Annotated in this window: 17 protein-coding genes; 11 read left to right on the forward strand and 6 right to left on the reverse strand. The window is 71.3% G+C overall.

The window, feature by feature from the left end; all coding sequences use genetic code 11:
- Window positions 1-3: 3 nt before the first annotated feature.
- Both AC3EO4_RS29960 and AC3EO4_RS29965 read right to left on the reverse strand, forming a co-directional pair.
- Entirely contained in the window at window positions 4-1,536 is a 1,533-nt protein-coding gene (locus AC3EO4_RS29960) for an aldehyde dehydrogenase family protein (RefSeq protein ID WP_379574201.1), read from the reverse strand.
- A 69-nt stretch (window positions 1,537-1,605) separates the two neighbouring features.
- Complete coding sequence (locus AC3EO4_RS29965) at window positions 1,606-2,151, reverse strand: cupin domain-containing protein (RefSeq protein WP_379574202.1); 546 nt, start codon at window positions 2,149-2,151, stop codon at window positions 1,606-1,608.
- A 169-nt stretch (window positions 2,152-2,320) separates the two neighbouring features.
- Between AC3EO4_RS29965 and AC3EO4_RS29970 the strand changes: the two genes are divergently transcribed.
- Genes AC3EO4_RS29970 through AC3EO4_RS29990 form a run of 5 tightly spaced genes read left to right on the forward strand, consistent with a single transcriptional unit; the run spans window position 2,321 to window position 9,521 of the window.
- Window positions 2,321-3,310: an SWIM zinc finger family protein gene (locus AC3EO4_RS29970; RefSeq protein WP_379574203.1), complete on the forward strand. Its 990-nt coding sequence runs from the start codon at window positions 2,321-2,323 to the stop codon at window positions 3,308-3,310.
- Entirely contained in the window at window positions 3,307-4,629 is a 1,323-nt protein-coding gene (locus tag AC3EO4_RS29975; protein WP_379574204.1) for a DUF5691 domain-containing protein, read from the forward strand. The genes AC3EO4_RS29970 and AC3EO4_RS29975 overlap by 4 nt, the downstream gene beginning before the upstream one ends.
- Window positions 4,626-5,693, forward strand: a complete 1,068-nt coding sequence (locus tag AC3EO4_RS29980) for an ATP-binding protein (protein ID WP_379574205.1) — start codon at window positions 4,626-4,628, stop codon at window positions 5,691-5,693. The genes AC3EO4_RS29975 and AC3EO4_RS29980 overlap by 4 nt, the downstream gene beginning before the upstream one ends.
- Window positions 5,690-8,395, forward strand: coding sequence for a DUF5682 family protein (locus AC3EO4_RS29985; RefSeq protein ID WP_488186358.1), 2,706 nt, complete (start codon window positions 5,690-5,692; stop codon window positions 8,393-8,395). The genes AC3EO4_RS29980 and AC3EO4_RS29985 overlap by 4 nt, the downstream gene beginning before the upstream one ends.
- Window positions 8,388-9,521 (forward strand): VWA domain-containing protein, encoded by a 1,134-nt coding sequence (locus AC3EO4_RS29990; RefSeq protein WP_431898738.1) that lies wholly within the window; start codon window positions 8,388-8,390, stop codon window positions 9,519-9,521. The genes AC3EO4_RS29985 and AC3EO4_RS29990 overlap by 8 nt, the downstream gene beginning before the upstream one ends.
- Before the next feature lie 701 nt (window positions 9,522-10,222).
- Here the strand turns inward: AC3EO4_RS29990 and AC3EO4_RS29995 are convergent.
- Window positions 10,223-11,659: an MFS transporter gene (locus AC3EO4_RS29995; protein ID WP_431898739.1), complete on the reverse strand. Its 1,437-nt coding sequence runs from the start codon at window positions 11,657-11,659 to the stop codon at window positions 10,223-10,225.
- Window positions 11,660-11,778: 119 nt separating this feature from the next.
- Between AC3EO4_RS29995 and AC3EO4_RS30000 the strand changes: the two genes are divergently transcribed.
- From AC3EO4_RS30000 to AC3EO4_RS30010, 3 genes are all read left to right on the forward strand, one after another.
- Entirely contained in the window at window positions 11,779-12,498 is a 720-nt protein-coding gene (locus AC3EO4_RS30000; protein WP_379574209.1) for a TetR/AcrR family transcriptional regulator C-terminal domain-containing protein, read from the forward strand.
- A gap of 1,374 nt (window positions 12,499-13,872) precedes the next feature.
- A complete protein-coding gene (locus AC3EO4_RS30005) occupies window positions 13,873-15,252 on the forward strand; it encodes an MFS transporter (protein WP_431898740.1) in 1,380 nt (459 codons plus the stop codon).
- Between the two features lie 8 nt (window positions 15,253-15,260).
- Window positions 15,261-16,265: an enolase C-terminal domain-like protein gene (locus tag AC3EO4_RS30010; RefSeq protein ID WP_379574211.1), complete on the forward strand. Its 1,005-nt coding sequence runs from the start codon at window positions 15,261-15,263 to the stop codon at window positions 16,263-16,265.
- Window positions 16,266-16,285: 20 nt separating this feature from the next.
- Here AC3EO4_RS30010 and AC3EO4_RS30015 read toward each other — a convergent pair whose 3' ends face one another.
- The gene (locus tag AC3EO4_RS30015) at window positions 16,286-17,281 is read right to left on the reverse strand and encodes an NADP-dependent oxidoreductase (RefSeq protein ID WP_431898741.1); all 996 of its coding nucleotides are present in this window, start codon (window positions 17,279-17,281) and stop codon (window positions 16,286-16,288) included.
- A 47-nt stretch (window positions 17,282-17,328) separates the two neighbouring features.
- On the opposite strand from AC3EO4_RS30015, the gene AC3EO4_RS30020 reads away from it, so the two are divergent.
- The gene (locus tag AC3EO4_RS30020; protein WP_379574213.1) at window positions 17,329-17,742 is read left to right on the forward strand and encodes a MarR family winged helix-turn-helix transcriptional regulator; all 414 of its coding nucleotides are present in this window, start codon (window positions 17,329-17,331) and stop codon (window positions 17,740-17,742) included.
- A gap of 22 nt (window positions 17,743-17,764) precedes the next feature.
- Here AC3EO4_RS30020 and AC3EO4_RS30025 read toward each other — a convergent pair whose 3' ends face one another.
- Entirely contained in the window at window positions 17,765-19,222 is a 1,458-nt protein-coding gene (locus AC3EO4_RS30025; RefSeq protein ID WP_379574214.1) for an LCP family protein, read from the reverse strand.
- Between the two features lie 124 nt (window positions 19,223-19,346).
- Here AC3EO4_RS30025 and AC3EO4_RS30030 point away from each other — a divergent pair, with 124 nt between their 5' ends.
- On the forward strand, window positions 19,347-20,207 hold the full coding sequence (locus tag AC3EO4_RS30030; protein ID WP_379574215.1) for a crotonase/enoyl-CoA hydratase family protein: 861 nt from the start codon (window positions 19,347-19,349) through the stop codon (window positions 20,205-20,207).
- Window position 20,208: 1 nt separating this feature from the next.
- Window positions 20,209-21,108, forward strand: coding sequence for an alpha/beta hydrolase (locus AC3EO4_RS30035; RefSeq protein WP_379574216.1), 900 nt, complete (start codon window positions 20,209-20,211; stop codon window positions 21,106-21,108).
- Between the two features lies 1 nt (window position 21,109).
- On the opposite strand, the gene AC3EO4_RS30040 is transcribed toward AC3EO4_RS30035, so the two are convergent.
- On the reverse strand, window positions 21,110-22,603 hold the full coding sequence (locus AC3EO4_RS30040; RefSeq protein WP_379574217.1) for an alpha/beta hydrolase family protein: 1,494 nt from the start codon (window positions 22,601-22,603) through the stop codon (window positions 21,110-21,112).
- Window positions 22,604-22,718 lie beyond the last annotated feature (115 nt).

Below are 22,718 nucleotides of genomic sequence, written 5' to 3' on the forward strand. Positions count from 1 at the left end.
AACTCAGATGCGGAACTCCAGGTCGGGCGTGATCTCGGCGACGTCCATCTGCGCCTTCTGGAGCCTTCCCGAGTGGTCCCAGTTCATCGCCTGCCAGCGGGTGAACTGGTCGAGCACCCACATGCCCGACTGGCGGCTGCCGTTGCCCGACTTGCCGTTGCCGCCGAACGGCAGGTGCGCCTCGGCGCCGCTGGTGGAGTTGTTGACGCTGACCATGCCCGCCGAGATGCCCTCGCGGAAGCGGAAGGCGCTGCGCGGGTCGGTGGTGTAGATCGAGGAGGACAGGCCGTACCCGGGCAGGTTGGCCAGCTCGATCGCCTCGTCCAGCGTGCTGAAGGTGGTGACGCCGACGATCGGGCCGAAGGTCTCCTCCATGAACAGCCGGTCGCCGGGCTTCACGCCGTCGACGATCGTCGGGTGGTAATAGATGCCGCCCTCGCCGGTGAAGGATCCGCGCGGGCTGTCGGCGCTGATCCTGCCCTGGTCGGTGCGCACGGTGTGGTGGGGCCGCACCCAGGTCAGGAACTCCTCGAACCGGTCGGCGAACTTCTGGTCCAGCAGCGGGCCGGCCAGCACGTCGCCCTTCGGGTCGCCGATCTCGGCCTCGGCCAGCGCCCTGACGAAGCGCTCGACGAACTCGTCGTGCACCGACTCGTGCACGATGGCGGTGCCGAGGCTGGTGCAGCGCTGGCCGGCCGTACCGAACCCGGCGAACAGCGCGCCCTCGACGGCCAGGTCGAGGTCGGCGTCCGGCATGATCACCATCGGGTTCTTGCCGCCCAGCTCCAGGCACGGCGACTGCAGGTGGCGGCCGCACATCTCGCCGATCTTCCTGCCGACCTCGGACGAGCCGGTGAAGCCGACCTTCTGCACCGTGCCCTCGACGATGGCCGTCTCCAGCCCTTCGAAGGTCTCCCGCCCGTCGGCGAAGACCACGTTGAGCACGCCCTCCGGCAGGCCGGAGGCGGCGAACAGCTGGTACATCGCGTGCGCGGACGCGGCGGCGTACTCGGCGGGCTTCCACACCACGGCGTTGCCGCATAGCAGCGCGGGCACCAGGTACCAGCTCGGCACGGCGACGGGGAAGTTGCCCGCCGTGATCACCGCGGCGACGCCGACCGGGTTGCGGAAGGTGAACAGGTTCTTGTCCGGCATCTCCGACGGCACGGTCTGGCCGTACAGCCTGCGCCCCTCGCCGAGGAAGAAGTCGCAGGTGTCGACGATCTCGCGGACCTCGCCGAGCGACTCCGCGTACGGCTTGCCGATCTCCTCGGTCACCAGCCTGGCCAGCGCCTCGGCATTGGCCTCCACCAGCCTGCCGATCGAGGCGATCACCCTGCCACGGACCGGCGCGGGCGTGCGGGCCCACTCCCGCTGCGCCTCCTTGGCGGTACGGCAGGCCGCGGCGAAGGCGGCCGCGTCCGCGAGACCCACGCGCGCGACGACCTCGGCGGTGTCGGCGGGGTTCGTCGAGTCATAGGTGGTGGTGGAGGCGGCTTCCTTGCCGCCGACTACGGAGACGATCTGACGGGTCACCGGTGACCTCCTCGTGGTTCTTCCTGCCGCAAGCCAATCATTCCGCACGACTTCCGGGAAATCCCCCCATCAGGCGGTGAAATCGGCGAACTCGAATCCTGGGGAGACGACGCAACTGACAAGCACCGCCTCGTCACCCGCGGGCCGCGCCGCCTGCCACACGCCCGCGGGCACCCTGGCCTGCGGCACCTGTCCCTCCTCGACGGCCGGACCCAGGAGGACCTTCTCGTCGCCGATGGTCAGCGTCAGCGGGCCGCCCCTGTGCCACAGCCAGATCTCGTCGGACCTGACCATGTGCGGCACCGACTCCTCGCCGGGCTGGAGCAGGAAGTAGATGCCGGTCGCGCTCGACCTCGGCCCGTCGTAGCCTTCGGGCTCGAAGGTGACGGCGCTCTTCCACGTCTGCCTGAACCAGCCGCCCTCGGGGTGGGGGAGCAGGTCGAGCGCCTCGGCGACGGCCGGACGCTCGACGAAGGCGACGGCTCTGCCGCGGACGTCGCGGCGCAGGAAGCGGGTGCGGTCGAGGACGAGTTGGCCTTCCAGGTCGCTGGCCAGCGCTTCGGCCTCGTCGGCGACCTGGGTGACGGGCCCGTCCGGATAGATCATCAGCTCCATGAGGCGAGTCTAGGTCCGCCGCGCCGCCGGCCCCCGCCTCGGCCGCCGACGACGCGCTGACGCCCGGACGCGAGCAGGATCGCGTGGCGCTGACGCCCGGACGCGAGCGGGATCGCGTGGCACGGGCGGCCCGGCGGAATTGTCGGAGGGGCTCGCTAGGCTGCGGCAGGTGATCGAACGGTGGAGCCAGGAGCCGGCCGACGTCTCCGCTCCCCAGGGTTCTCGCGTCGCGCCCGCCCGCCACGTGAGGGTGGCGGCCGGGCTCGCGGAGCTGGAGAGGTGGCTCGACGACCAGGTGCGCCACGGGCTCGCGGCGGCCGACGAGCGGGAGTGGGCCGAGCTGTCCAGGCGGCTGGTCGACGCGCAGGCTCCGGGAGTGGCGGGCGTCGTGGGAAGGCTGGGCGCGGCCAGGTCCTCGGCCGACTGGCCGGAGCGGCTGCTGGAGGAGTACGCGATGCTCCGGCTGCTCGCCGTCGGGTACCGCAGGGCCGCCGACCTGCCCGCGGACCTGGCCAGGAGCGTGCGGACGAGGGTGGGCTTCCCCGTCTCGCGCGAGGAGGTGCTGGCGGGCCCCGCCGTACGCGACGTGTGGCACGTGGTGGGGCGGCGCGAGGAGACGCGCGACAGGCTGGTGGCACGGCGGGTGTGGCTGAAAGGGCGGCGGACGGGGCGGGCGGCGCTGGTGCTGTCGTTCGCGCCGGTGGGGCACGCCCTCGACGACTCCCTGGTCACGGGGGAGGCCGTCGACGCGTCCATGGCCTTCTACCCCGGCGCCTCCCCGTTGCGGGCCCTGGTGTCTGCTCGCCACGACGAGGCGAGCACGCCTGGCGACGCCGCGTCCTCGGGCCCCTCCCCTGCGGGCGACGCCCTCCCCGGCGCGGGGGTCGCGCCGGGGACGAGCGAGCGCGAGGCTCTCGACGAGGTCGCGGCGGCGCTGGCGGGAGACCCGTGGACCGAGTCGTGGCCGCTGGTGCTGTCGGGCGTCGTCCCCTCGGCGGACCGGCTCGGCGGGCTCAGGCTGCACCCCAGGGTGGAGACCCCGTGGCGGCTGATCGCCGTGTCGGGGGGCAGGCCGCTCACCGTCGCCGCCGAGTGGACGCCGCGCGGGCTGGTCCCCCTGACCACGTGGGACGAGCACGGCCAGGTGGTGATCCTTTGAGCCCGGCATGGGAGGAGCTCGTGTCCGCCGCCCTGGTCGGCACCGACCGCAGGCCCTACGACGGAGACCTGCTGGCCGACGCCGCCGTCGAGCTGGTGCGCCACAGGGCGGGCCAGAGGCCGTACGGCGAGCCGCGCCCCGCCGCCGCGCCCGCCCGCGAGGAGGACCAGGAGGCGGTGAGCCCGGCCGCCGCCGCGCGCCTGGCCGGCATCCTGGGCGGCCGGCACCCGAGGCTGCTGACCGAATGGCTGGCGGAGGCGGCCTCGACCGGGCGGAGGGTGCCGCCGCGGCTGCTGCCCGAGCTGCTCGACAAGGGGGCGAGGGACCGGTCGATCAGGCCGTTCCTCGGCGTGCTCGCGGGGCGGCGCGGCAGGTGGCTGGCCGGGCTCAACCCCGCGTGGTCCTATCTCATGGCCGAGCCGACGGGCGAGAGCTGGGAGCTGGGCGGGCACGGTGACCGCCTGGCCTACCTGGGCGGGCTGCGGCGAAGCGACCCCGGCGCCGCCAGGCGGCTGCTGGTGGAGGCGTGGGAGAAGGAGACCCCGGAGGACAGGGCGGAGTTCCTGGTGCTCATGGGCGAGGGGCTGTCGATGGCCGACGAGCCGTTCCTCGAGGACGTGCTCGACGACCGGCGCAGAGAGGTGCGCCAGCAGGCCGCCGACCTGCTCACCAGGCTGCCGGACTCCAGGCTCGCGGGCCGGATGGCCGAGCGCGCGGCCCGCTGCCTCGCCGTACGGGATGACCGGATCGTGGTCGAGCCGCCCGCGGAGTGCGACAAGGGCATGGAACGCGACGGCGTCAGGGCCAGGCCGCCCAGGGGCACGGGCGAGCGAGCCTGGTGGCTCCAGCAGGTGGTCTCCAGGGCGCCGCTGCGGATGTGGGACACCGCGCTGCTCAGGATGAGGATCCCGGAATGGGACCGGGAGGTGCGTTCGGGCTGGGTGCGGGCGACGGTGCTGCAACGGGATCCCACGTGGGCCAAGGCGCTGTTCGCCTGGGACCCTCTGGCCGACCTGCTGGCCGTGCTGCCGCCGGGCGATCAGGACGAGGTGGCCGCCGACTTCGTGCACAGGCACGGCGTCGACGGGCAGATGATCATGGTGTTGGGTGGGGCCTCGACACCATGGGGGCGGGGGCTGGCGCACGCCGTCCTCACCAAGATCAGAAAGGTGGCCGCCACGCAGCCGTGGAACCTCGACGAGCTGGCCAGGATGGCGGGTGAGCGGATTGACCCCGCCGACCGTTTCATGGCCGACGGGCTGACCGAGGTCTCGAGCCTGCTGGGGTTCCGCGCCGCGATGATGAAGGAGCTCAGGTGACGACCGTTCTGCGACCGCATGCCGAAGACCACTACGCCGAGGAGCTGGCGCTGCTGGCCAAGGAGGACGACAGGGCCAGGCCGCCAGGGTGGCGGCTGTCGCCGTGGGCGGTCACCACCTACCTGCTCGGCGACGGCGACCGGATCACCCCCAAGTACATCGGCGCGCGCCGCATCGTCGAGGTCGCCGTCGCCACGCTGGCCACCGACAGGGCGCTGCTGCTGCTCGGCGTGCCGGGCACCGCCAAGACATGGCTGTCGGAGCACCTGGCCGCCGCCATCAGCGGCGACTCCACGCTCCTGGTGCAGGGGACGGCGGGCACCGCCGAGGAGGCGATCCGCTACGGCTGGAACTACGCCAGGCTGCTGGCCGAGGGACCCTCGCGCGACGCGCTGACCCCGTCGCCGGTCATGCGCGCGATGGCCGAGGGCAGGATCGCCAGGGTCGAGGAGCTGACCAGGATGCCGTCCGACGTGCAGGACGCGCTCATCACCGTGCTGTCGGAGAAGACGCTGCCGATCCCCGAACTCAACGAGGAGGTCCAGGCCAGGCGCGGCTTCAACCTCATCGCCACCGCCAACGACCGCGACAGGGGCGTCAACGAGCTGTCCAGCGCGCTGCGCAGGCGCTTCAACACCGTCGTGCTGCCCGTACCCGCCAGCGCGGAGGAGGAGGTCGCCATCGTCGCCCGCCGCGTCGCCGAGCTGGGCCGCTCGCTGGAGCTGCCCGAGACGTCGGCGGGGATGGCGGAGATCCGCAGGGTCGTCACCGTCTTCCGCGAGCTGCGCGACGGCGTCACCGAGGACGGGCGTACCAAGCTCAAGTCACCCAGCGGCACCCTGTCGACGGCCGAGGCGATCTCCGTGCTGACCGGCGGGATCGCGCTGGCCGCCCACTTCGGCGACGGCGTCGTGCGCGCGGCCGACGTGGCGGCGGGCATCGTCGGCGCGGTCGTGCGCGAGCCGGTCTCCGACAGGGTGGTGTGGCGGGAGTACCTCGAGACCGTCGTGCGCGAGCGCGAGGACTGGCGAGACCTCTACCGCGCCTGCAGGGAGGTTCCGTGACAGTTTCCGTGCTCGGGATCCGCCACCACGGTCCCGGGTCGGCGCGTGCCGTACGGGAGGAGCTGCGCAGACTCGAACCCGACGCCGTCCTCGTCGAGGGGCCTCCCGAGGCCGACGCCCTGCTCGGGCTCGCGCCGGAGATGGAGCCGCCGGTCGCGCTGCTCGCGCACGCCCGCGCTCGCGCCGTCTTCTGGCCTTTCGCGGTGTTCTCACCGGAATGGCAGGCCATCCTGTACGGCGCCGCGGCCAGGATTCCTGTCCGCTTCATCGACCTGCCCGCCGCCGCCACCCTGGCCGCTCCCGACACCGACGCGCACGCCGGCCCGCACTCCGACCCGCTCGGCGAACTGGCCGCCGCGGCCGGCTACGACGACCCCGAACGCTGGTGGGAGGACGTCGTCGAGCACCGAGGCGACACCCCCTTCCAGGTGATCGCCGAGGCCATGGCGGCCGTCCGCGAGGGATACGCCCCGGCCGACAGGGAGGCCCGCCGCGAGGCCCACATGCGCCGTTGCCTGCGCGCCGCGATCAAGGAAGGCTTCCGGCGCATCGCCGTCGTCTGCGGCGCCTGGCACGTCCCCGCCCTGACGGGCCCGCTGCCGCCCGCGACCGCCGACAACGCGCTGCTGCGCGGGCTGCCGAAGGTGAAGACCGAGCTGACCTGGGTCCCCTGGACGTACGGCAGGCTCGCCTCGTGGAGCGGCTACGGCGCCGGCATCACCTCACCCGGCTGGTACCACCACCTGTTCACCGCCCCGGACCGGCCCGTCGAACGCTGGCTCACCGCCGCGGCGGCCGTCCTGCGAGAGGAGGGCCTGGCCGTCTCCTCCGCCCACGTCATCGAGGCGATACGGCTGGCCGAGGGCCTCGCAGCGCTGCGCGGCCGTCCTCTCGCCGGGCTCGGCGAGGTGACGGACGCGGTGCGGGCCGTGCTGTGCGACGGGGACGAGCTGCTGGTCTCGCTGGTCCAGCGGCGCATGGTGGTCGGCGACAGGCTCGGCGCGGTGAGCGAGCGCACGCCGATGGTGCCGCTCCAGCGGGACCTGGCCGAGCAGCGCAGGAAGGTCAAGCTCAAGGCGGAGGCGGTGGACAGGGAGCTCGACCTGGACCTGCGTCGGCCCCTCGACCTGGCCCGCAGCCACCTGCTGCACCGCCTGCGGATGCTCGGCGTGGAGTGGGGGCGGCTCGGGGAGACGCGGGGGAAGGGGACGTTCAGGGAGGTGTGGCGGCTGGCCTGGCACCCGGAGTTCGACCTGACGCTCATCGAGTCGGCCGCTCTCGGCACGACCGTGGAGTCAGCCGCCACCCGGCGCGCCCGCGACCTCGCGTCGGACGCAGGGGCGGGAGCACCGGGGAGGGTACGCCCGGCTCCCGCGGGAACGCGTGGTGTCATGCCTTTTCCAGGACCGCCTTCTCCAGGAGCGCCTTCTCCAGGGGCGGCGGTTCCCGCCGGGGCGGCGGTTTCGCTGGCCGGGCTGACGGGCCTGGTGGAGTTGTGCCTGCTGGCCGACCTGCGGGACGCGCTGCCCGACGTGCTCGCGGCGCTGTCGGCGAAGGCGGCGCTCGACACCGACCTCACCCACCTCATGGCCGCCCTGCCCGCGATGGCCCGCGCCCACCGCTACGGCGACGTCCGCGGCACCTCGGCGGCCGGGCTCGAGGCCGTCGCGGAGTCGATGCTGGACCGGATCTGCGCGGGGCTGCCCGCGGCGGTGGGGGGGCTCGACGACGAGAGCGCGGCGGCGCTGGTCGTGCACGTCGACGCCGTCCACGCGGCCGCCGCCCTTCTGGCGGACTCTGCCGTCGCGTCAACGCCGCGCGGCCCGGCGGAGCCTGTCCCCGCTCCCGCTCCGCGCACCATCGGTGAGGGTCCCGCGGCGACCTCACCGATGGCCGACTCGCCTTCGGCCGAGCCCGGCGCGACGCCTGCCGGATCGCCTTCGGCCGAGCCCGGCCCGACGCCTGCCGGATCGCCTTCGGCCGGTTCCGAGGTACCGGCCGGGCCCGGCGCGTCGGTCTCCGGTGAGGATTGCGGGGCGACACCGTCGGGGGGTGGGTCGTCGGCTGGGGCCGGTTCCGAGGTACCGGCCGGGCCCGGCGTGCTGGTCTTCGGTGAGGATTGCGGGGCGACACCGTCGGGGGGTGGGTCGTCGTCGGTCGGGGCCGGTTCCACCGCGCCGGTCGGGTCCGGCACGTCGACCCACGATGAGGTTTCCCGGGGCAAGGCGTCGCCGAGGGAGCGGTGGCTGGCGACCCTCGGGGCCGTCTGCGACCACGCCGAGCCGCACGGTCTCATCGAGGGCCGGCTCACCCGCCTCCTCCTCGACGCCGGGAAGCTCGACGCCCGCGACGCGAGTGACCGCATGTCCAGGGCGATGTCCCACGGCCATCCTCCCGCCAGGTCCGCCGCGTGGGTCGAGGGGTTCCTCGCCGGCGGCGCGCTCATGCTCGTCCACGACCCCCGCCTGCTGGCCCTGGTCGACGGTTGGCTGTCGGGTCTGACGGGCGACCAGTTCACCGAGGTACTGCCGCTGCTGCGCCGGACGTTCGCCGCGTTCGAGGCACCGGAACGGCGCGCGATAGGGCAGCGGGTGCGCGCCGCGGGTTCCGGTACGGCGAGCCGACCGCACGAGGTGGACGACGACAGGGCGGCGGAGGCCGTACGAACCGTGCAGACGATCCTGGGGGTGGCGCATGGATGATCGGCTGCGCCGATGGCGGCTGGTGCTGGGCGGTGGCGACGCCGACGGCACCGGCTTCGCGCCACAGGGCGCCGACGCCCGGATGGACGAGGCGCTCGCCGCCCTCTACGAAGGCGAGCAGGACAGGACGGGCGGGCTCGGCGCGTCGGCGCCGCGAGTGGCGCGCTGGCTGGGCGACATCAGGTCGTACTTCCCCTCCACCGTCGTGCAGGTCATGCAGCGGGACGCCATCGAACGGCTCAACCTCACCAGGCTGCTGCTCGAACCCGAGATGCTGGAAGCGGTCGAACCGGACGTGCATCTGGTCGGCACCCTGCTCTCGCTCAACCGCGTCATGCCCGACGAGTCGCGCGAGTCGGCGCGGGCGGTGGTGCGCAAGGTCGTGGGCGAGCTCCAACGCAGGCTGACCGAAAGGACCAGGTCGGCGATCGCTGGAGCGCTGGACAGGACGGCCAGAACCCATCGGCCGAAGCGCGCCGCCGACATCGACTGGGACCGCACGATCAGGGTCAACCTCCGGCACTACCTGCCCGACCGGCGCACGCTCGTACCCTCCACGCTGGTCGGCTACGCCAGGCGACAGAGCGCCGTGCGGCGCGAGGTGGTGTTGTGCGTCGACCAGAGCGGGTCGATGGCCGCCTCGGTGGTCTACTCGGGCGTGTTCGGCGCGGTACTGGCGTCGATGCGGTCGCTGAAGACGTCGCTGGTCGTGTTCGACACGGCGGTGGTGGACCTCACCGACCAACTGCATGATCCGGTGGAGGTGCTGTTCGGCACGCAGCTCGGTGGCGGCACGGACATCAACAGGGCCGTCGCCTACAGCCACGAGCTGATCACCCGGCCGAGAGATTCGATCTTCATTCTGATCAGCGACCTGTTCGAGGGCGGGGTACGCCAGGACATGCTGCGCAGGATTTCGGCGATGACGCAGGCGGGCGTGCAGGTGATCGTGCTGCTCGCGCTGTCGGACGAGGGCGCGCCCTTCTACGACCATGACAACGCGGCGGCGCTGGCGGCGTTGGGGGTGCCGGCGTTCGCGTGCACGCCCGACGCGTTCCCTGACCTCATGGCCGCCGCGATCCAGCGTCAGGACCTCACCCAGTGGAAGGAACGCCACCTCGGCTGACGGCCTCGAACCGGAAGTCCGTCGCCGCCGTCGTGCGACCCGCCGAACGGCGGCACCGTTCCCACCGACGGCAGGACCCCATCGAGAGGCGGCACGGTTCCATCGAGGGACCGCGCGGTTCGCTAGAGCGGCGGCGGCGTTCCGAGCGGGGCGGCGCGGCCTTCATACGGCGTGGCCTGGTATCGGCTGGCGTGGTGTGGCCTTGGGCCGGGTGGGCTGGCCTCCGATCGGCGGGGCGTGGTCTCCGAGTGGACGGTTGGGGTTTTGAGGGGGTGGTCCTCGAACGGCGTGGCCTGGTATTCGGCCGGCGTGGTGTGGCCTTGGGTCGGGTGGGCTGGCCTCCGATCGGCGGGACATGACCGTCGCACGGACGGCTTGGGTTCTGAGGGGGCGGCGCGGCCTTCAGGCGGCGCGGCCCTGCTCTCGAGCGGTCGGGCCACGATTGCGGGCAGGGTGGCAGGCCTTCGACTCGGCGTGGCGTCGTCTCCGAGCGGACGGCTCCGGTGACGTGGGGCGGCATGCCCTGGACGGAGTGGCGCGGCCTCCGGCGGTCGGGTTGGCAGCGGTGAGGCGTGACTCCCCGCGTGAACGGCATGGATTTCGAGGGGCGCGGTGTGTCCTCGGGACGGGGTGGCGTGGGCTGCGGCTGGGACTGCGAAGCCCCGGCCGGGCGGGGGCCGGGGCGCGTGCCGTACCTGAGGTCAGTGCGAGGTCTCCTCGCGAGCGTGGCGCGGCAGGAGGAAGGAGAGCGCGCAGGTCACGAGCAGCAACCCGATCTCCGCCCAGACCGTCACCTGCATCGCGTCCCCGAAGCTCCACTGGTTCTTGAGCAGGTTGAAGAAGAGCGTGCCGAGAACCGCGGCGCCCAGCGCGCCTCCCAGTTGTTGGACGGCGGTCAGCGTGCCGGAGGCCGAGCCGGACTCGTGGGGTTCGACGCCCGCCAGCACGATGTCGAAGAAGGGCGCCATGGTCAGGCCCATGCCGATGCCGACCAGCGCGAGGCCGGGTGCGAGCTGCCATGCGCTGATGTCGAGGGCGGCGAAGTGGATCGTCAGGCCGAGCACGCCCGCGCCCGCCGCCATGACGACGGTGCCGATCTGCAGCAGGGTACGGCCGAGCTTGGCGACTAGGGCCATGGCGATGGCGAAGCCGACCACACCGCCGACCGCCTGGGGAAGGCTGGCCAGACCGGCCTGGAACGGGGTGTAGTGCAGGCCTCCCTGGACGTACAGCATGAAGACCATCGACAGGCCGATCATGCCGGTGAAGAACGCGAGACCCGCGATGAGGCCGCCGGTGAAGGCGCGCTTGCGGAACAGGCCAGGCGTGACCAGGGGGTCCTTGCCGGCACGGTGGCGGCGTGACTCGTAGGAGCCGAAGAGCGCGAACATCACGACCGAGCCGGCCATCGAGAGGAACGTCCAGGCGGGCCAGTCGAGCTCCTGGCCCTGGATCAGCGGGAAGATCAGCAGGAAGGCGGCGATCGAGACCAGCAGCATGCCGACCAGGTCGAGCTTGGTGGCGTTGGACAGGCGGAACTCCGGGAGGAACTTCAGCGCGGCGAGCACGGCGGCGATGCCGATCGGCAGGTTGATCAGGAAGATCATTCGCCAGCCCGTGCCGAACAGGTCAGCGTCGACCAGCCACCCGGCAAGCACCGGGCCGCCGACCGAGGAGATGGTCATGACGGGGCCGAACATGCCGAAGGCCTTGCCCATCTCCTCGGGAGGGAACATCTCCTTGATCATGCCGAGGCCCTGGGGGATCATCACGGCGCCGAACAGTCCCTGCAGTACGCGCGAGGCGATCAGCATCTCCGGGCTCATGGACACGCCGCACAGCAGGGAGGCGGCGGTGAAGCCGAGTGCGCCGATCACGAACATCCGCTTGCGGCCGTAGAGGTCGCCGAGCCGTCCGCCGGTGATCAAGCCGACCGCCATGGCGAGGGTGTAGCCGGAGACCAGCCACTGGATCAGACTGGTCGAACCGCCCAGCTCCTTCTGGATGGTGGGCGCGGCGATCTGAGTGATGAGCGCGTCGAGCAGGTCCATGACCTCGGCGGCGAGGATCACGAAAAGGGCGGGCCGGCGCCACCGGTAGGCCGCGGACTGGGCCGCGGCGGAGGCGGTCGTCGTCATGGGGGGACTCCTTCGAGAACGATGTTCTTAAATCGAACTCCGTTCCTCGGGACGAACGGTGTTCGTAGGCAACACTGTTCTATGTACGAACACCGTTCGTGTCAAGTACATTGTTCGTCATGGAGCCACTGCCAGCGCCTCCGTGGCGAAAGACACGTCCGCCCAAGCCGGTGAAGCCGCAGCTCACCCAGCAACTCATCGTGGAGACCGGCCTGCGCATCGTGGACCATGAGGGTCTCGACGCGCTCAGCATGCGCAAGGTCGCCCAGGAGCTCGACACGGGCCCCGCCTCCTTGTACGCGCATGTCGCGAACAAGGAGGAACTGCTGGAGCTGATCTACGAGCGCGTTCTCGACGACATCGAGGTGCCGGCCCCCGAGCCCGAGCGGTGGGCCGAGCAACTACGCGAGGTCGTGCTGGACATGCACACGAAGCTCAACTCCCACGCGGACGTGGCGAGGGTGTCGCTGGCCAACGTGCCTCTGGGAGCCAACTCGCTGCGCGTCGGCGAGGCGATGCTCGCGATCATGATCGAAGGCGGGGTTCCCCCTGCCATTGCCGCCATCGCGCTCGACCGCATCGTCATGTTCGTCGCGGCCGACGCCTACGAAGGGTCGCTCTACAGGACCCGGCAGCGGGACAGCGGGATGGACGTCGAGACGTTCGTCGCCGACTCGTTCGGGGCGATCGCCGACTACGTCCGCAGCCTGCCGGCTGACAGGTTCCCCTATATGGCGCGATACGCGGACGAGTTGGTGGGTCCGGGTGGGGAGGAGCGGTTCGAGGTCGGCCTGGACTTGATGATCACGGGGCTGGTCGCCCACGTCCGGACCGGCTGACCCGGTCACGGAGCCGGTCGTCCGGGCCGGAGGGTTGACGTCCGCGCCGGACGGGCTGGCCTGGTCATGGAGTTGGTCGTCCGGGCCGGAGGGTTGACGTCCGCGCCGGACGGGCTGGCCTGGTCATGGAGTTGGTCGGCCGGGCCGGAGGGTTGACGTCCGCGCCGGACGGGCTGGCCTGGTCATGGAGTTGGTCGTCCGGGCCGGAGGGCTGACGTCTGCCCCGGACGGGCTGGCCTGGTCGCGGGGCTCGTCCTCCGCGCCCGGACGGGTTGACGTTCGCGCCCGGTCCGCGCCTGGACTGGCTGACGTTCGCGCCCGGTCCGCGCCTGGACTGGCTGACGTCTGTGCCTGGACCGGCTGGCCTGGTCACGGAGCCGGTCGTCCGCGCCGGACGGGCTGGCCTGGTCACGGAGCCGGTCGTCCGCGCCGGACGGGCTGGCCTGGTCTCGGGGCTGGTCGTCCGCGGCCGGATCGGCTGATACCCGGAGCGGGTGACATCTTTGGCCGCGGGGAGCCGGTCGCGACGGGGGGCTTCCCAGGCCCAGCGTCCGCGGCTCTGGTCCTTTCCTCGGGTGCTGTCGAACTGTGAGAGGCGACATTCCAGGGTCCCGCGACGTCGTCCCCGCTTATCCCGTCGTGTCTCGGCTCGCGGCTGCCGACTCGGCGGGATGGTGTCGATCAGCCGTCAAGGTCTTGCTGTGACTTCCTCCGGTATCAGTTGCTCGTGGGGCCTGGGTTGCACGGGTCGCTGCTGTGGTCTTGGTGTTCAGGGCGGGCGCAGTCGGGCACCTGCTCGATGCTGCCGGGAGCGGGCCTGTTCGGACCGTTGTCGATGGGGCCCGGGTTGCACGGGTCGCTGCTGTGGTCCTGGTGTTCGGGAAGGGCGCAGTCAGGCGTGCGGGGGGCGTCCGGTTTGTGCCCCGGCGGCCGACAGGGCCGGCCTGCCTCGCGGCCGCGGTGTTGGCGTATACAGGGGCCGACATCGGTTTGAACGGACGGGGCCGTGGCCTCGGTTACGGTGGCGCCGGCGGGGCTGCCCGCAAGTGTCACGGGAAGGGCGAAAGCTGAGGCCGCGATCGCGCTGGCGGCGAGATAGCGCTTGAAGTTGATCATAAGGTTCTCCATGTCTTTTGTGGTGATTCGTGCTCCTTTCTAGTGACATCGCATTTCATATCCCTTTCGTGCACCTTGCAGAGGTCTCGCGGGATGCGGGCTCCGCACGTGGTGTGACCGTCCTGCGGAGTCTTGAGGTGCCTCGATGGCCGCGCCGGTGTGAGGTGGGGGAGTGGCCGGGCGCGGGGGTGGGTCAGCCTAAATGCCTAGGTCCCCTGCCCGATGTGCCGGTCCCCGCCCCGGCCGTACGTTTCCGGCATGACAACGACCCTTGATGAACCCGCACCCCCCGTCAGCGTGGTCTCCAGCGCGTACCGATCGCTCAGCTTCGGCCTGGTCGCGCTCGTGATGCTGGTGGCGTTCGAGGCGATGGCGGTGGCCACGGCCATGCCCGTCGTCGCCAAGGACCTCGACGGCATGCACCTCTACAACCTCGCCTTCAGCGCCACCCTGGCGGCCAGCGTGATCGCCACCGTCCTGGGCGGTCGATGGGCGGATGTGAAGGGCCCGTTGCCTCCTATCGCCGTCGGCGTGGTCACCTTTGTCGGCGGATTGCTGATCGCCGGGTTCGCCCCGAACATGGAGGTGTTCGTCGGCGGCCGCTTCATCCAGGGGCTCGGCGCCGGTTTGATCCAGGTCTCCCTGTACGTCCTGGTCGCCAGGGCCTACCCGCCGGCGATGCATCCCAAGGTGTTCGCGTTGTTCTCGGCCGCGTGGGTGGTCCCGTCCATGGTCGGCCCCGCGATCGCGGGCCTGGTCGTGGAGAACCTCGACTGGCGCTGGGTCTTCCTCGGCGTGGCCCTGATCGTGGTCCCCTCCGCCTTGGTCCTCTGGCGTGGTACGGCAGGCCAGCGGCTCGACACGGGTAACGCCGCGCCCGCCCCCGGCCTCGGCGGCAAGCTCGTCTGGGCGACCGTGACGGCCGTGGCCGCCGCTCTGATCCAGTACGGCAGCGCGCTCGAGCTGAGCGGCGTCCCGCTGCTGGCCGTCGGCGTCGTCCTGCTGGCCGTGGCGCTGCCCAGGCTGCTGCTGCCCGGCTCGCTGAAGGCGGCCCGTGGACTGCCGACCGCCCCCGTGCTGCGCGGCCTGGCGTTCGGCTCGCTGACGGCCTCCCAGGTGCTGATCCCGCTCATGCTGATCAACGAGCGCGGGCTGTCCCCGATCGGCGCGGGCGTCGTCCTGACCGTCGGCGCGCTCGGCTGGTCCACCGGATCGTGGATCAAGGGCCGCGGCACGATCGGGAACCTGGCCGCCCTGCGCGGCGGTGCGCTCCTCGTCGCCCTCGGCATCGCGCTGATCACGCTCGTGCTGTTCGACGCGGTCCCCATCGCCCTCGCCTTCGTCGCCATGGCGATCTCCGGTCTCGGCATCGGCGCCCTGCACCCCACGGTCTCGGTGCTGGTGCTGGAGATGTCCAAGCAGGGCGAGGAGGGTCAGAACACCGCGGCCGTCGGCGTCGGCGAGTCCGTCTTCACCGTCGTGGCCGTCGCCTTCACCGGCGCCCTGTTCACCGCCAGCGGCGAGCACTACGTCGTCGGCTTCGCCTTCACCTTCGCCCTCGCCGTCCTGGCCGCGGCGATCGCTCCCCGTTTGGCGCAGTCCGCTCCTACGGGCACCATGGAAGGAGTCCGTTCTTAGGGGGAAACATGCCGCGAGTGCGCGAGCTGGAAGTCTTCCGGCTGGTCCTGCCGTACGGCAGGCGGCCGGAGACCCTGCTCGTCCGCCTCACCGACCACGGGGGGATGAGTGGATGGGGCGAGATCGTCTCGCCCGAGCCGAAGCTGTGGGGCGCCCTGGAGGAGGGGCTGGCCGCACAGCTCGTCGGCGTCGACTGGGAACATCCCGACCAGGTTCCGGGCTGGGGGAGCGCGGTCGACATGGCGCTGTGGGACCTGTGGACCAGGATGCGCGGCGTTCCCCTGTCCCACGCGCTGGGCGGCGCAGGAACCTCGCTCATGGCGACCGTCCGCCTCGGGCTCGATCCGTCGACCGAGAGCCTCGTCTCCAGGGTGAACCAGCAGGTATGCGGCGGCTACGCGCACGTCACCCTCGACGTGCGGCCCGGGTGGGACGTCGAGCCGGTGCGTGCCGTACGGCAGGCATATCCCGCCCTGAGTCTCGCGATCGACTGCGGCGGTGCCTACACCTCGCCGGAGCAGCTGGTCGCGCTGGACGAGTACGGCCTGGAGGTGATCGAGCGGCCGTTCGACGTCGAGGACGTGTACGCGCACGCCGGCCTCCAGGACAGCGTGCGCGCCTCGATCGCGGTGGAGCCCCGCTCGACGGCCGAGCTGGACGACTACCTGACGTTGCGGGCGGCGAAGGTCCTGCTGCTTCGTCCCGCGGCGCTGCCGTCCCTGAGCGATGCCAGAAGGGCGCACGACAGGGCGGCGGCGGCCGGGTGGGACATCCAGTGCGCCGGCGGTCACGGGGCGGGGCTTGCCCGGGCGGCCGCCGTCGCCGTGGCCAGCCTGCCGGGGTGCACGCTGCCGTGTGACGTGACGCAGCCGCCGCGCAACGCGCAGATCGTGACGCCCGCGGTGGGGGCGTCGGGCGGGATGGTGGCGGTGCCGCTGACCCAGCCGGGGCTGGGGCACATGATCGACGAGGAGCGGGTGCGGCGGCTGGCGAAGGACTCCTTCCGCGGCTGACCGGTCACCCGCGATTCCGGCTACAGGCGGACGATCATCTTGCCGGTGTTCTCCCCGCGCAGCATCCCGAGGAACGCCTCCGGCGCGTTCTCCAGGCCGTCGACGACGGTCTCCTGGTAGGACAGCTTGCCCTCGCGCAGCCATTCGGAGATCTCCGTCACCATGGCGGTCATCCGGTCCATGTGGTCCGTCACGATGAACCCGCGCAACGTCAGCCGCTTCCCGACGGCCAGCGCCAGGTTGCGCGGCGCGGCGGGCGGCTCGGTCGCGTTGTAGACCGCGATCGCCCCGCACATCGCGACCCTGCCGAAATTCCGCAGGGACCCGATCGCCGCCTCCAGGTGGTCGGCGCCCACGTTGTCGAAGTACACGTCGATCCCGTCGGGCGCGGCGTCCTTGAGCTGCTCGGCCACGGGCGCGTCCTTGTAGTTGAACGCGGCGTCGAACCCGATGCTCCGCAGGTACTCGACCTTCTCCGCCGATCCCGCGCTCCCGACCACCCTGGACGCGCCCTTCAGCTTGGCGATCTGGCCCGCGATGCTGCCGACCGCCCCGGCCGCGCCCGAGATGAAGACCGCGTCGCCCTCCTTGAAGGAGGCCATGTCGAGCAGCCCGACGTAGGCGGTCAGCGACGTCATGCCGAGCACCGCGAGGAACGCCGAGTTCGGCAGGCCCTCGATGGGCGCCACCTTCCGCGCCCGCGCGGCGTCGAGCACCGCCTCGTCCCGCCATCCGAGGCCGTGCAGGACGAGGTCGCCAGGGGAGAAGGCGTCCGAGCGCGATTCCACGACCTCGCCCACCGCGCCGCCGTCGAGCGGCTGCCCGATCTGGAACGGCGGGACGTAGGACTCGACGTCGTTCATCCGCCCCCGCATGTAGGGGTCGACCGACATGAACTGGTTGCGGACCCTGATCTGCCCCTCTTCCAGCGGCTGCGAGTCCGCCTCGACCAGGGTGAAGTTGTCGGGGGCTGGCCAGCCTGAAGGGCGTGCGGCCAGGACGATCTGACGAGGCATGGTTGATCCTCCTAAATAGTTGGCGTGCATCAACTATACTCGACGGTATGAGCGTGACACGGGAGGTCGTGGCCCTGATGGCCGAAGTGGCGGCCAGGTACAACGAGGGCTACGAGCAGGCCGCCGCCGACCGCCAGCTCACCGCGCTCCAGGCCAAGGCGCTGGTACTGCTGGCGCGCGAGCCGCTGCCCATGCGGCGGATGGCCGAGCTGTTCCAGTGCGATCCCTCGAACGTGACGGGCATCGTCGACAGGCTGGAGCGGCGGGGGCTGGTCAGCCGCGAGCCGAGCGCGGCCGACCGCAGGGTGAAGAACGTCACGCTGACCGAGGAAGGGGAAGGCGTGGCCGAGGAGCTGAAGGGCGTACTCGGGTTCGCGGGTGCGCCGCTGGCCGCGCTGAGCGAGGCCGAGCGGATCCAGCTGAGGGACCTGCTGCTGCGGATGCTCGGCCGCCAGGCGTGACCCGGCACCGGCGGCCGCAGGGCTAGACGCCGCAGCCGTCCGTGATGCCCTTCGGGGCGGCGAGATCGCTGGGCTTCGGCTTCGCCATGGGCTTCTTCGACGGCCTGACCGCCGAGGACGGGTCGGCCGACGGCTCGTCGGAAGGGGCGGCCGAGGCCGCGCCGGCGCGCTGCGCGACCGAGTCCTTCAGCGCCTTGGCGGTCACCGCGCGGATCTTCACCCAGTCGGGGTAGCCGGTGTTGATCAGCGGCGGCACGAACTGCACGCTGGTCACCTTGGCGTTCTTGACCTTCAGCGCGAGCGGCACCAGGTGCTCCAGCATCCGCCGCGGGATGTCGGTCCTCACCAGCTCCTTGGTGGCGAGGGCGATCTTGTTGAACCTGGTCAGCACCGTCGCGGGGTCGGCCTGGCTCAGCAGCGAGCCCAGCACGCAGCGCTGCCTGCGCATCCTGGTGAAGTCGTCGCTGAAGGTGCGCGAGCGTGCGTACCACATGGCGTCCGCGCCCTTGAGCTTGCGCGTGCCCGCCTTGACCAGGCCCTCGTTGTACTTGCCGAACACGACGTCCTGCTCGACGGTGATCGTGACGCCGCCGATCGCGTCGATGAGCCTGGCGAAACCCCACATGTTGACCAGCGCGTACCAGTCGATCTCGAGGCCGAGCGTCCAGCCGATGGCCTCCATCAGGGTCTTGGCGCCCTGCCCCTTCTTGCCGCCGAAGACCTCCGGGTGCGCGTCGGCGTACTCCCACACGCTGTTGAGCAGGTCGCTGCGCCCGCCGCCCGGGTCCGGAGGCAGCGTGAAGCCGTCGGGGAAGCGCTTGGCCATCGGGGTGCCTGGCGGGAAGCGCACGTCCTCCAGGTTGCGCGGCAGGCTGAACAGGACCGTGTTGCCCGTCTTGACGTCGATGCTGGCCACGTTCATGCTGTCGGTCCGCACACCGATCCTGTTGTCGTCGGCGTCGCCGCCGAGCAGCAGGATGTTCACCCGCGTCCGCCCGGCCCACGGGTCCTCGGGCCGGTGCCTGGCGACCTGCGGCTCCGTCGGCTCCTTGAAGACGCTGTCGAGCGTCTCCTGCGCGCGCAGGAGGTACTGCGTGGTCAGCCCGAACGGCAGGATCACCACCACGGCCAGCAGGCCGGCGATCGATCCTGTGAGGATCTGGCCCCCCTGCGTCAGCCTGCCGGGCGACAGCACCAGGTAGGAGTGCAGGATCAGCGCGAACCACGCCAGCCCGAGCACCGCCGAGACGATGGTGATCGTGGTCATCCACGTCTCGGAGACGAGCGCGCCGAGCATGCCGCCGTCGGCCGTCAGCGCCAGCCAGAGCAGACCGAGCAACAGGGCGCCGTAGCAGCTCATGATCACAAGCCCGGTTCTGCGCCATCCTGCGCGCAGGTGCGCGGCGCCGGGGACGACCACGGCGAGCAGGGTCCAGCCCAGCACCGTGCCCGAACTGGCTGCTCTCGTCCTGTGCCCCACGCCCTACCTGCTTCCCCGTGAGCTTTGTCCTAGGCCGACCGGAGCCTACGGACTTTGTGCGAAATATCTATCTATGCATGGGTGAACATCCAGCAAACCCTGCCGACCGAATAACATTCGGTCCATGCCCTTCACTCAGATCGAGTACGGCGTAGCCGATGGAATCGCCACCCTGACATTGAATCGCCCGGAACGCCTGAATGCGTTCACTCTGACCATGCGGCGTGAGTTGATAGAAGCTTTTGACCTGGCCGATACCGATGACGCCGTCCGCGCCGTGGTGGTCACCGGCGCGGGCAGGGCCTTCTGCGCCGGTGCCGACCTGGCCGGAGGCGGCGACACCTTCACCCGCGCGGGCGACCACGAGGATCAGGAGAACATCGACGGCGTGCCCCGCGACGGCGGCGGCACGGTCGCCCTGCGCATCGCCGCCTCGCTCAAACCGGTCATCGGCGCCGTCAACGGCCCCGCCGTCGGCGTCGGCGTCACGATGACGCTCCCGATGGACGTACGGATCGCCGCCGACACCGCGAAGTTCGGCTTCGTCTTCGCCCGTCGCGGCATCGTCACCGAGGCCGCCTCCAGCTGGTTCCTCCCGCGGATCGTCGGCATCTCCCAGGCGATGGAGTGGGCCGCGACGGGCCGCGTCTTCTCCGCCGCCGAGGCGCTGGAGGGCAGGCTGGTGTCCAAGGTGCACCCGGCCGGTGAACTGCTGCCCGCCGCCTACGCGCTCGCCCGCGAGATCGCCGACAACACCTCGGGCGTCTCGGTCGCGGCGATCAGGCGGCTGATGTGGTCGGGCCTGTCGGCAATCTCGCCGTGGGAGGCGCACGCGGCCGACTCCAGGCTCATGCTCGACCTCGGCCGCGGCGCGGACGCGATCGAGGGTGTGACGTCGTTCCTGGAGAAGCGCCCCGCGCGCTTCACCATGAAGGTGAGCGAAGTTGACGTGCCGTTCTGGCCCGAGAATCCCTATGGTGTCTAGCGTGTACGAGACAACGGTCTTGAAGCTGCCGGCCGACTTCGAGGGCGAGGTCATCGCGACCCTGCTCTCCAGGACAGCCGGCTCGCGCCGCGCGGTCCTCTACCTCCACGGTTTCACCGACTACTTCTTCCAGGACCACCTGGCCGACTTCTACCTCGATCAGGGCGTCGACTTCTACGCCCTCGACCTGCGCAAGTACGGCAGGTCGCTGCTGCCGCACCAGACCAGGGGGCTGATCAGGAGCGTCACCGACTACTTCCCCGAGATCGACCAGGCCGTACGGATCATCCGCGAGAGCCACGACGAACTCGTCGTCAACGCCCACTCCACCGGCGGGCTGGTCGCCGCGCTGTGGGCCGACAGGGTGCGCGGCAGGGGCCTGGTCGACGGGCTGGTGCTCAACAGCCCGTTCTTCGACCTCAACGTCCCCCTTCCGCTGCGGCTGGCCGCCGACCTGCTCAAGACGCCCCTGTCCTACACCACGCGGCCGCTGCCGCTGGGCGTCAGCACCGCGTACGGCAAGAGCATCCACCGCGACCACGGCGGCGAATGGGAATTCGACCTGGAGCTCAAGCCCATCGGCGGGTTCGACGTGCACGCCGCGTGGCTGGCCGCCATCCGCAGGGCGCAGCGCCGCCTGCACCGCGGGCTCGCCGTCGACGTCCCCGTGCTGGTGCTGGCCTCCTCGACCGGCCTGCGCGTGCGCGACTTCGTGCCCGAGGCGCGCTCTGCCGACATCGTGCTCGACCCGCGGCAGATCGCCCGCTGGTCCACCGCGGTCGGCCCGCACGTCACCTGCGTCCGCGTCCAGGACGGCGTCCACGACCTGGTGCTGTCGGCCGAGCCCGTCCGCAAGCAGGTCTTCGACCACATCGAGCGATGGCAGCGCGCCTACCTGTGACTCACCAGGGGAAGGCGAACAGGCCGTAGTAGGCGGCGGCCACCAGCAGCAGGCCCGTGCCGCCGAGCACGCCCGCGATCGCCACGTGCTGCCACCTGCTCGGCCGCATGCCCTCGCGCAGGCCCGACACGACCGCCGCCACGGCCGTCACCTCCTGCAACAGCATGAGGACGGCCAGCACCCGCACGACCAGCCACCCGGCCAGCACGGCGGGCCACGCGCCCGCCTGGTTGATCGAGAACATCACCAGGAGCGTGATGAAGGCGAGCACCGCGGCCAGCAGTCCGACACCCGTCCACGCCATCCTCCGCAGCCTGCGCCTGATCGGCGGCCACAGCCTGGCGTTGGTCTCCTCCAGCGTCGTGTGGCGGCCGCGCAGCCGTACGAACATCACCGCGACGGGCCCGGCGACGTAGCCGACGGCCGCGAGGCAGATCGTCAGCCCGAGCATCGCCCCGCCCGCGTACCAGGGAGCGGCGGGCACGTCGCTGGCCTCGAAACGCTGCACAGGCGTGGCGCCCGCCAGGTGGATCGCGGGCTTGGCCGTGTGGGACAGTCCGAGGATCCAGTTGCCGAGCGTGTCGAGGTAGCCGGGGGTGAACGGGCCGCCGCCGATGCGCATCGCATGGTCGGCCCTGGCCAGGTAGCGGATCGTGTAGCTGTCGTTGCCCGCCTTAGCCAAGCCCTTGATCAGGGCCTCGGTGCTCTCCACGAACGGGATGGACGGATCGGCCGTGCCGTACAACGCCAGAACGGGCTGCTTGATCCCCTCCAGCGCCGGCATCGCGTCGTAGCGCAGGAAGTTGAAGCCCACGCCGCCCATCGCCCTGGTCAGCAGGTCACGCGCGCCGATCGGGGCGTGCAGGCGCAGCAACTGCTCGTTCAGCGCCCACGCGACCTGGCGCAGCGGGGAGACGTTCGGCGAGGAGATCAGCACGATGAAGCCCACGGCCGAGCTCTTGGCCGCGGCGATCGGCACCACCCAGCCGCCCTCGCTGACCCCCCACACGCCGGTGCGCGCCGGATCGACGTCCGGCCTGGCACGCAGGTGATCCACCATGCGCAGCACGTCGTCGGCGAGCAGGCCGAAGTCCCTGCTGCGGAAGTTGTAACCGACCTCGCGCTTGTCGTAGGCGAGCGTCACCACGCCCGCCCTGGCGAGGAACTCCGCCTGGGGGGCGAACTCCTCCCTCGAGCCGTTGCCGGACCCGGACACGAACACCATCGCCGGGTGCCTGCCCGGCGTCATCGGGGCTCTGATCGTGCCGTGCAGCCACTGGCCCTCGGCGGGGACCGAGAACCGCTCGACGCGGAAAGCGCCGGTCGCCCGCACGGGCCGCGTCTCGATCGCGGGCTGCGGCGGCAGCGACTGGAACACCGGGTCTGCCGCCAGGGGCGGGGGATCGAAGGCAGGAGGCAGCGCGTAACCAACCGTGGCGAGAGCCATCAGCACCAGGCCGACCGCCACGCTCAAAGTGCCTCGGCCGGGTCGCATCGGCCTCTCCATGTGATGTGGTGTGCCCGCTGATCTTTCAGCCTACTCCCGGCGGCCCTGCCGATGCTCGCGGTGTCGTTGAGCCTGCTTTTGTCGGTGAGAACTGTTAGCTTCC

This window comes from Nonomuraea sp. bgisy101 (assembly GCF_057708945.1).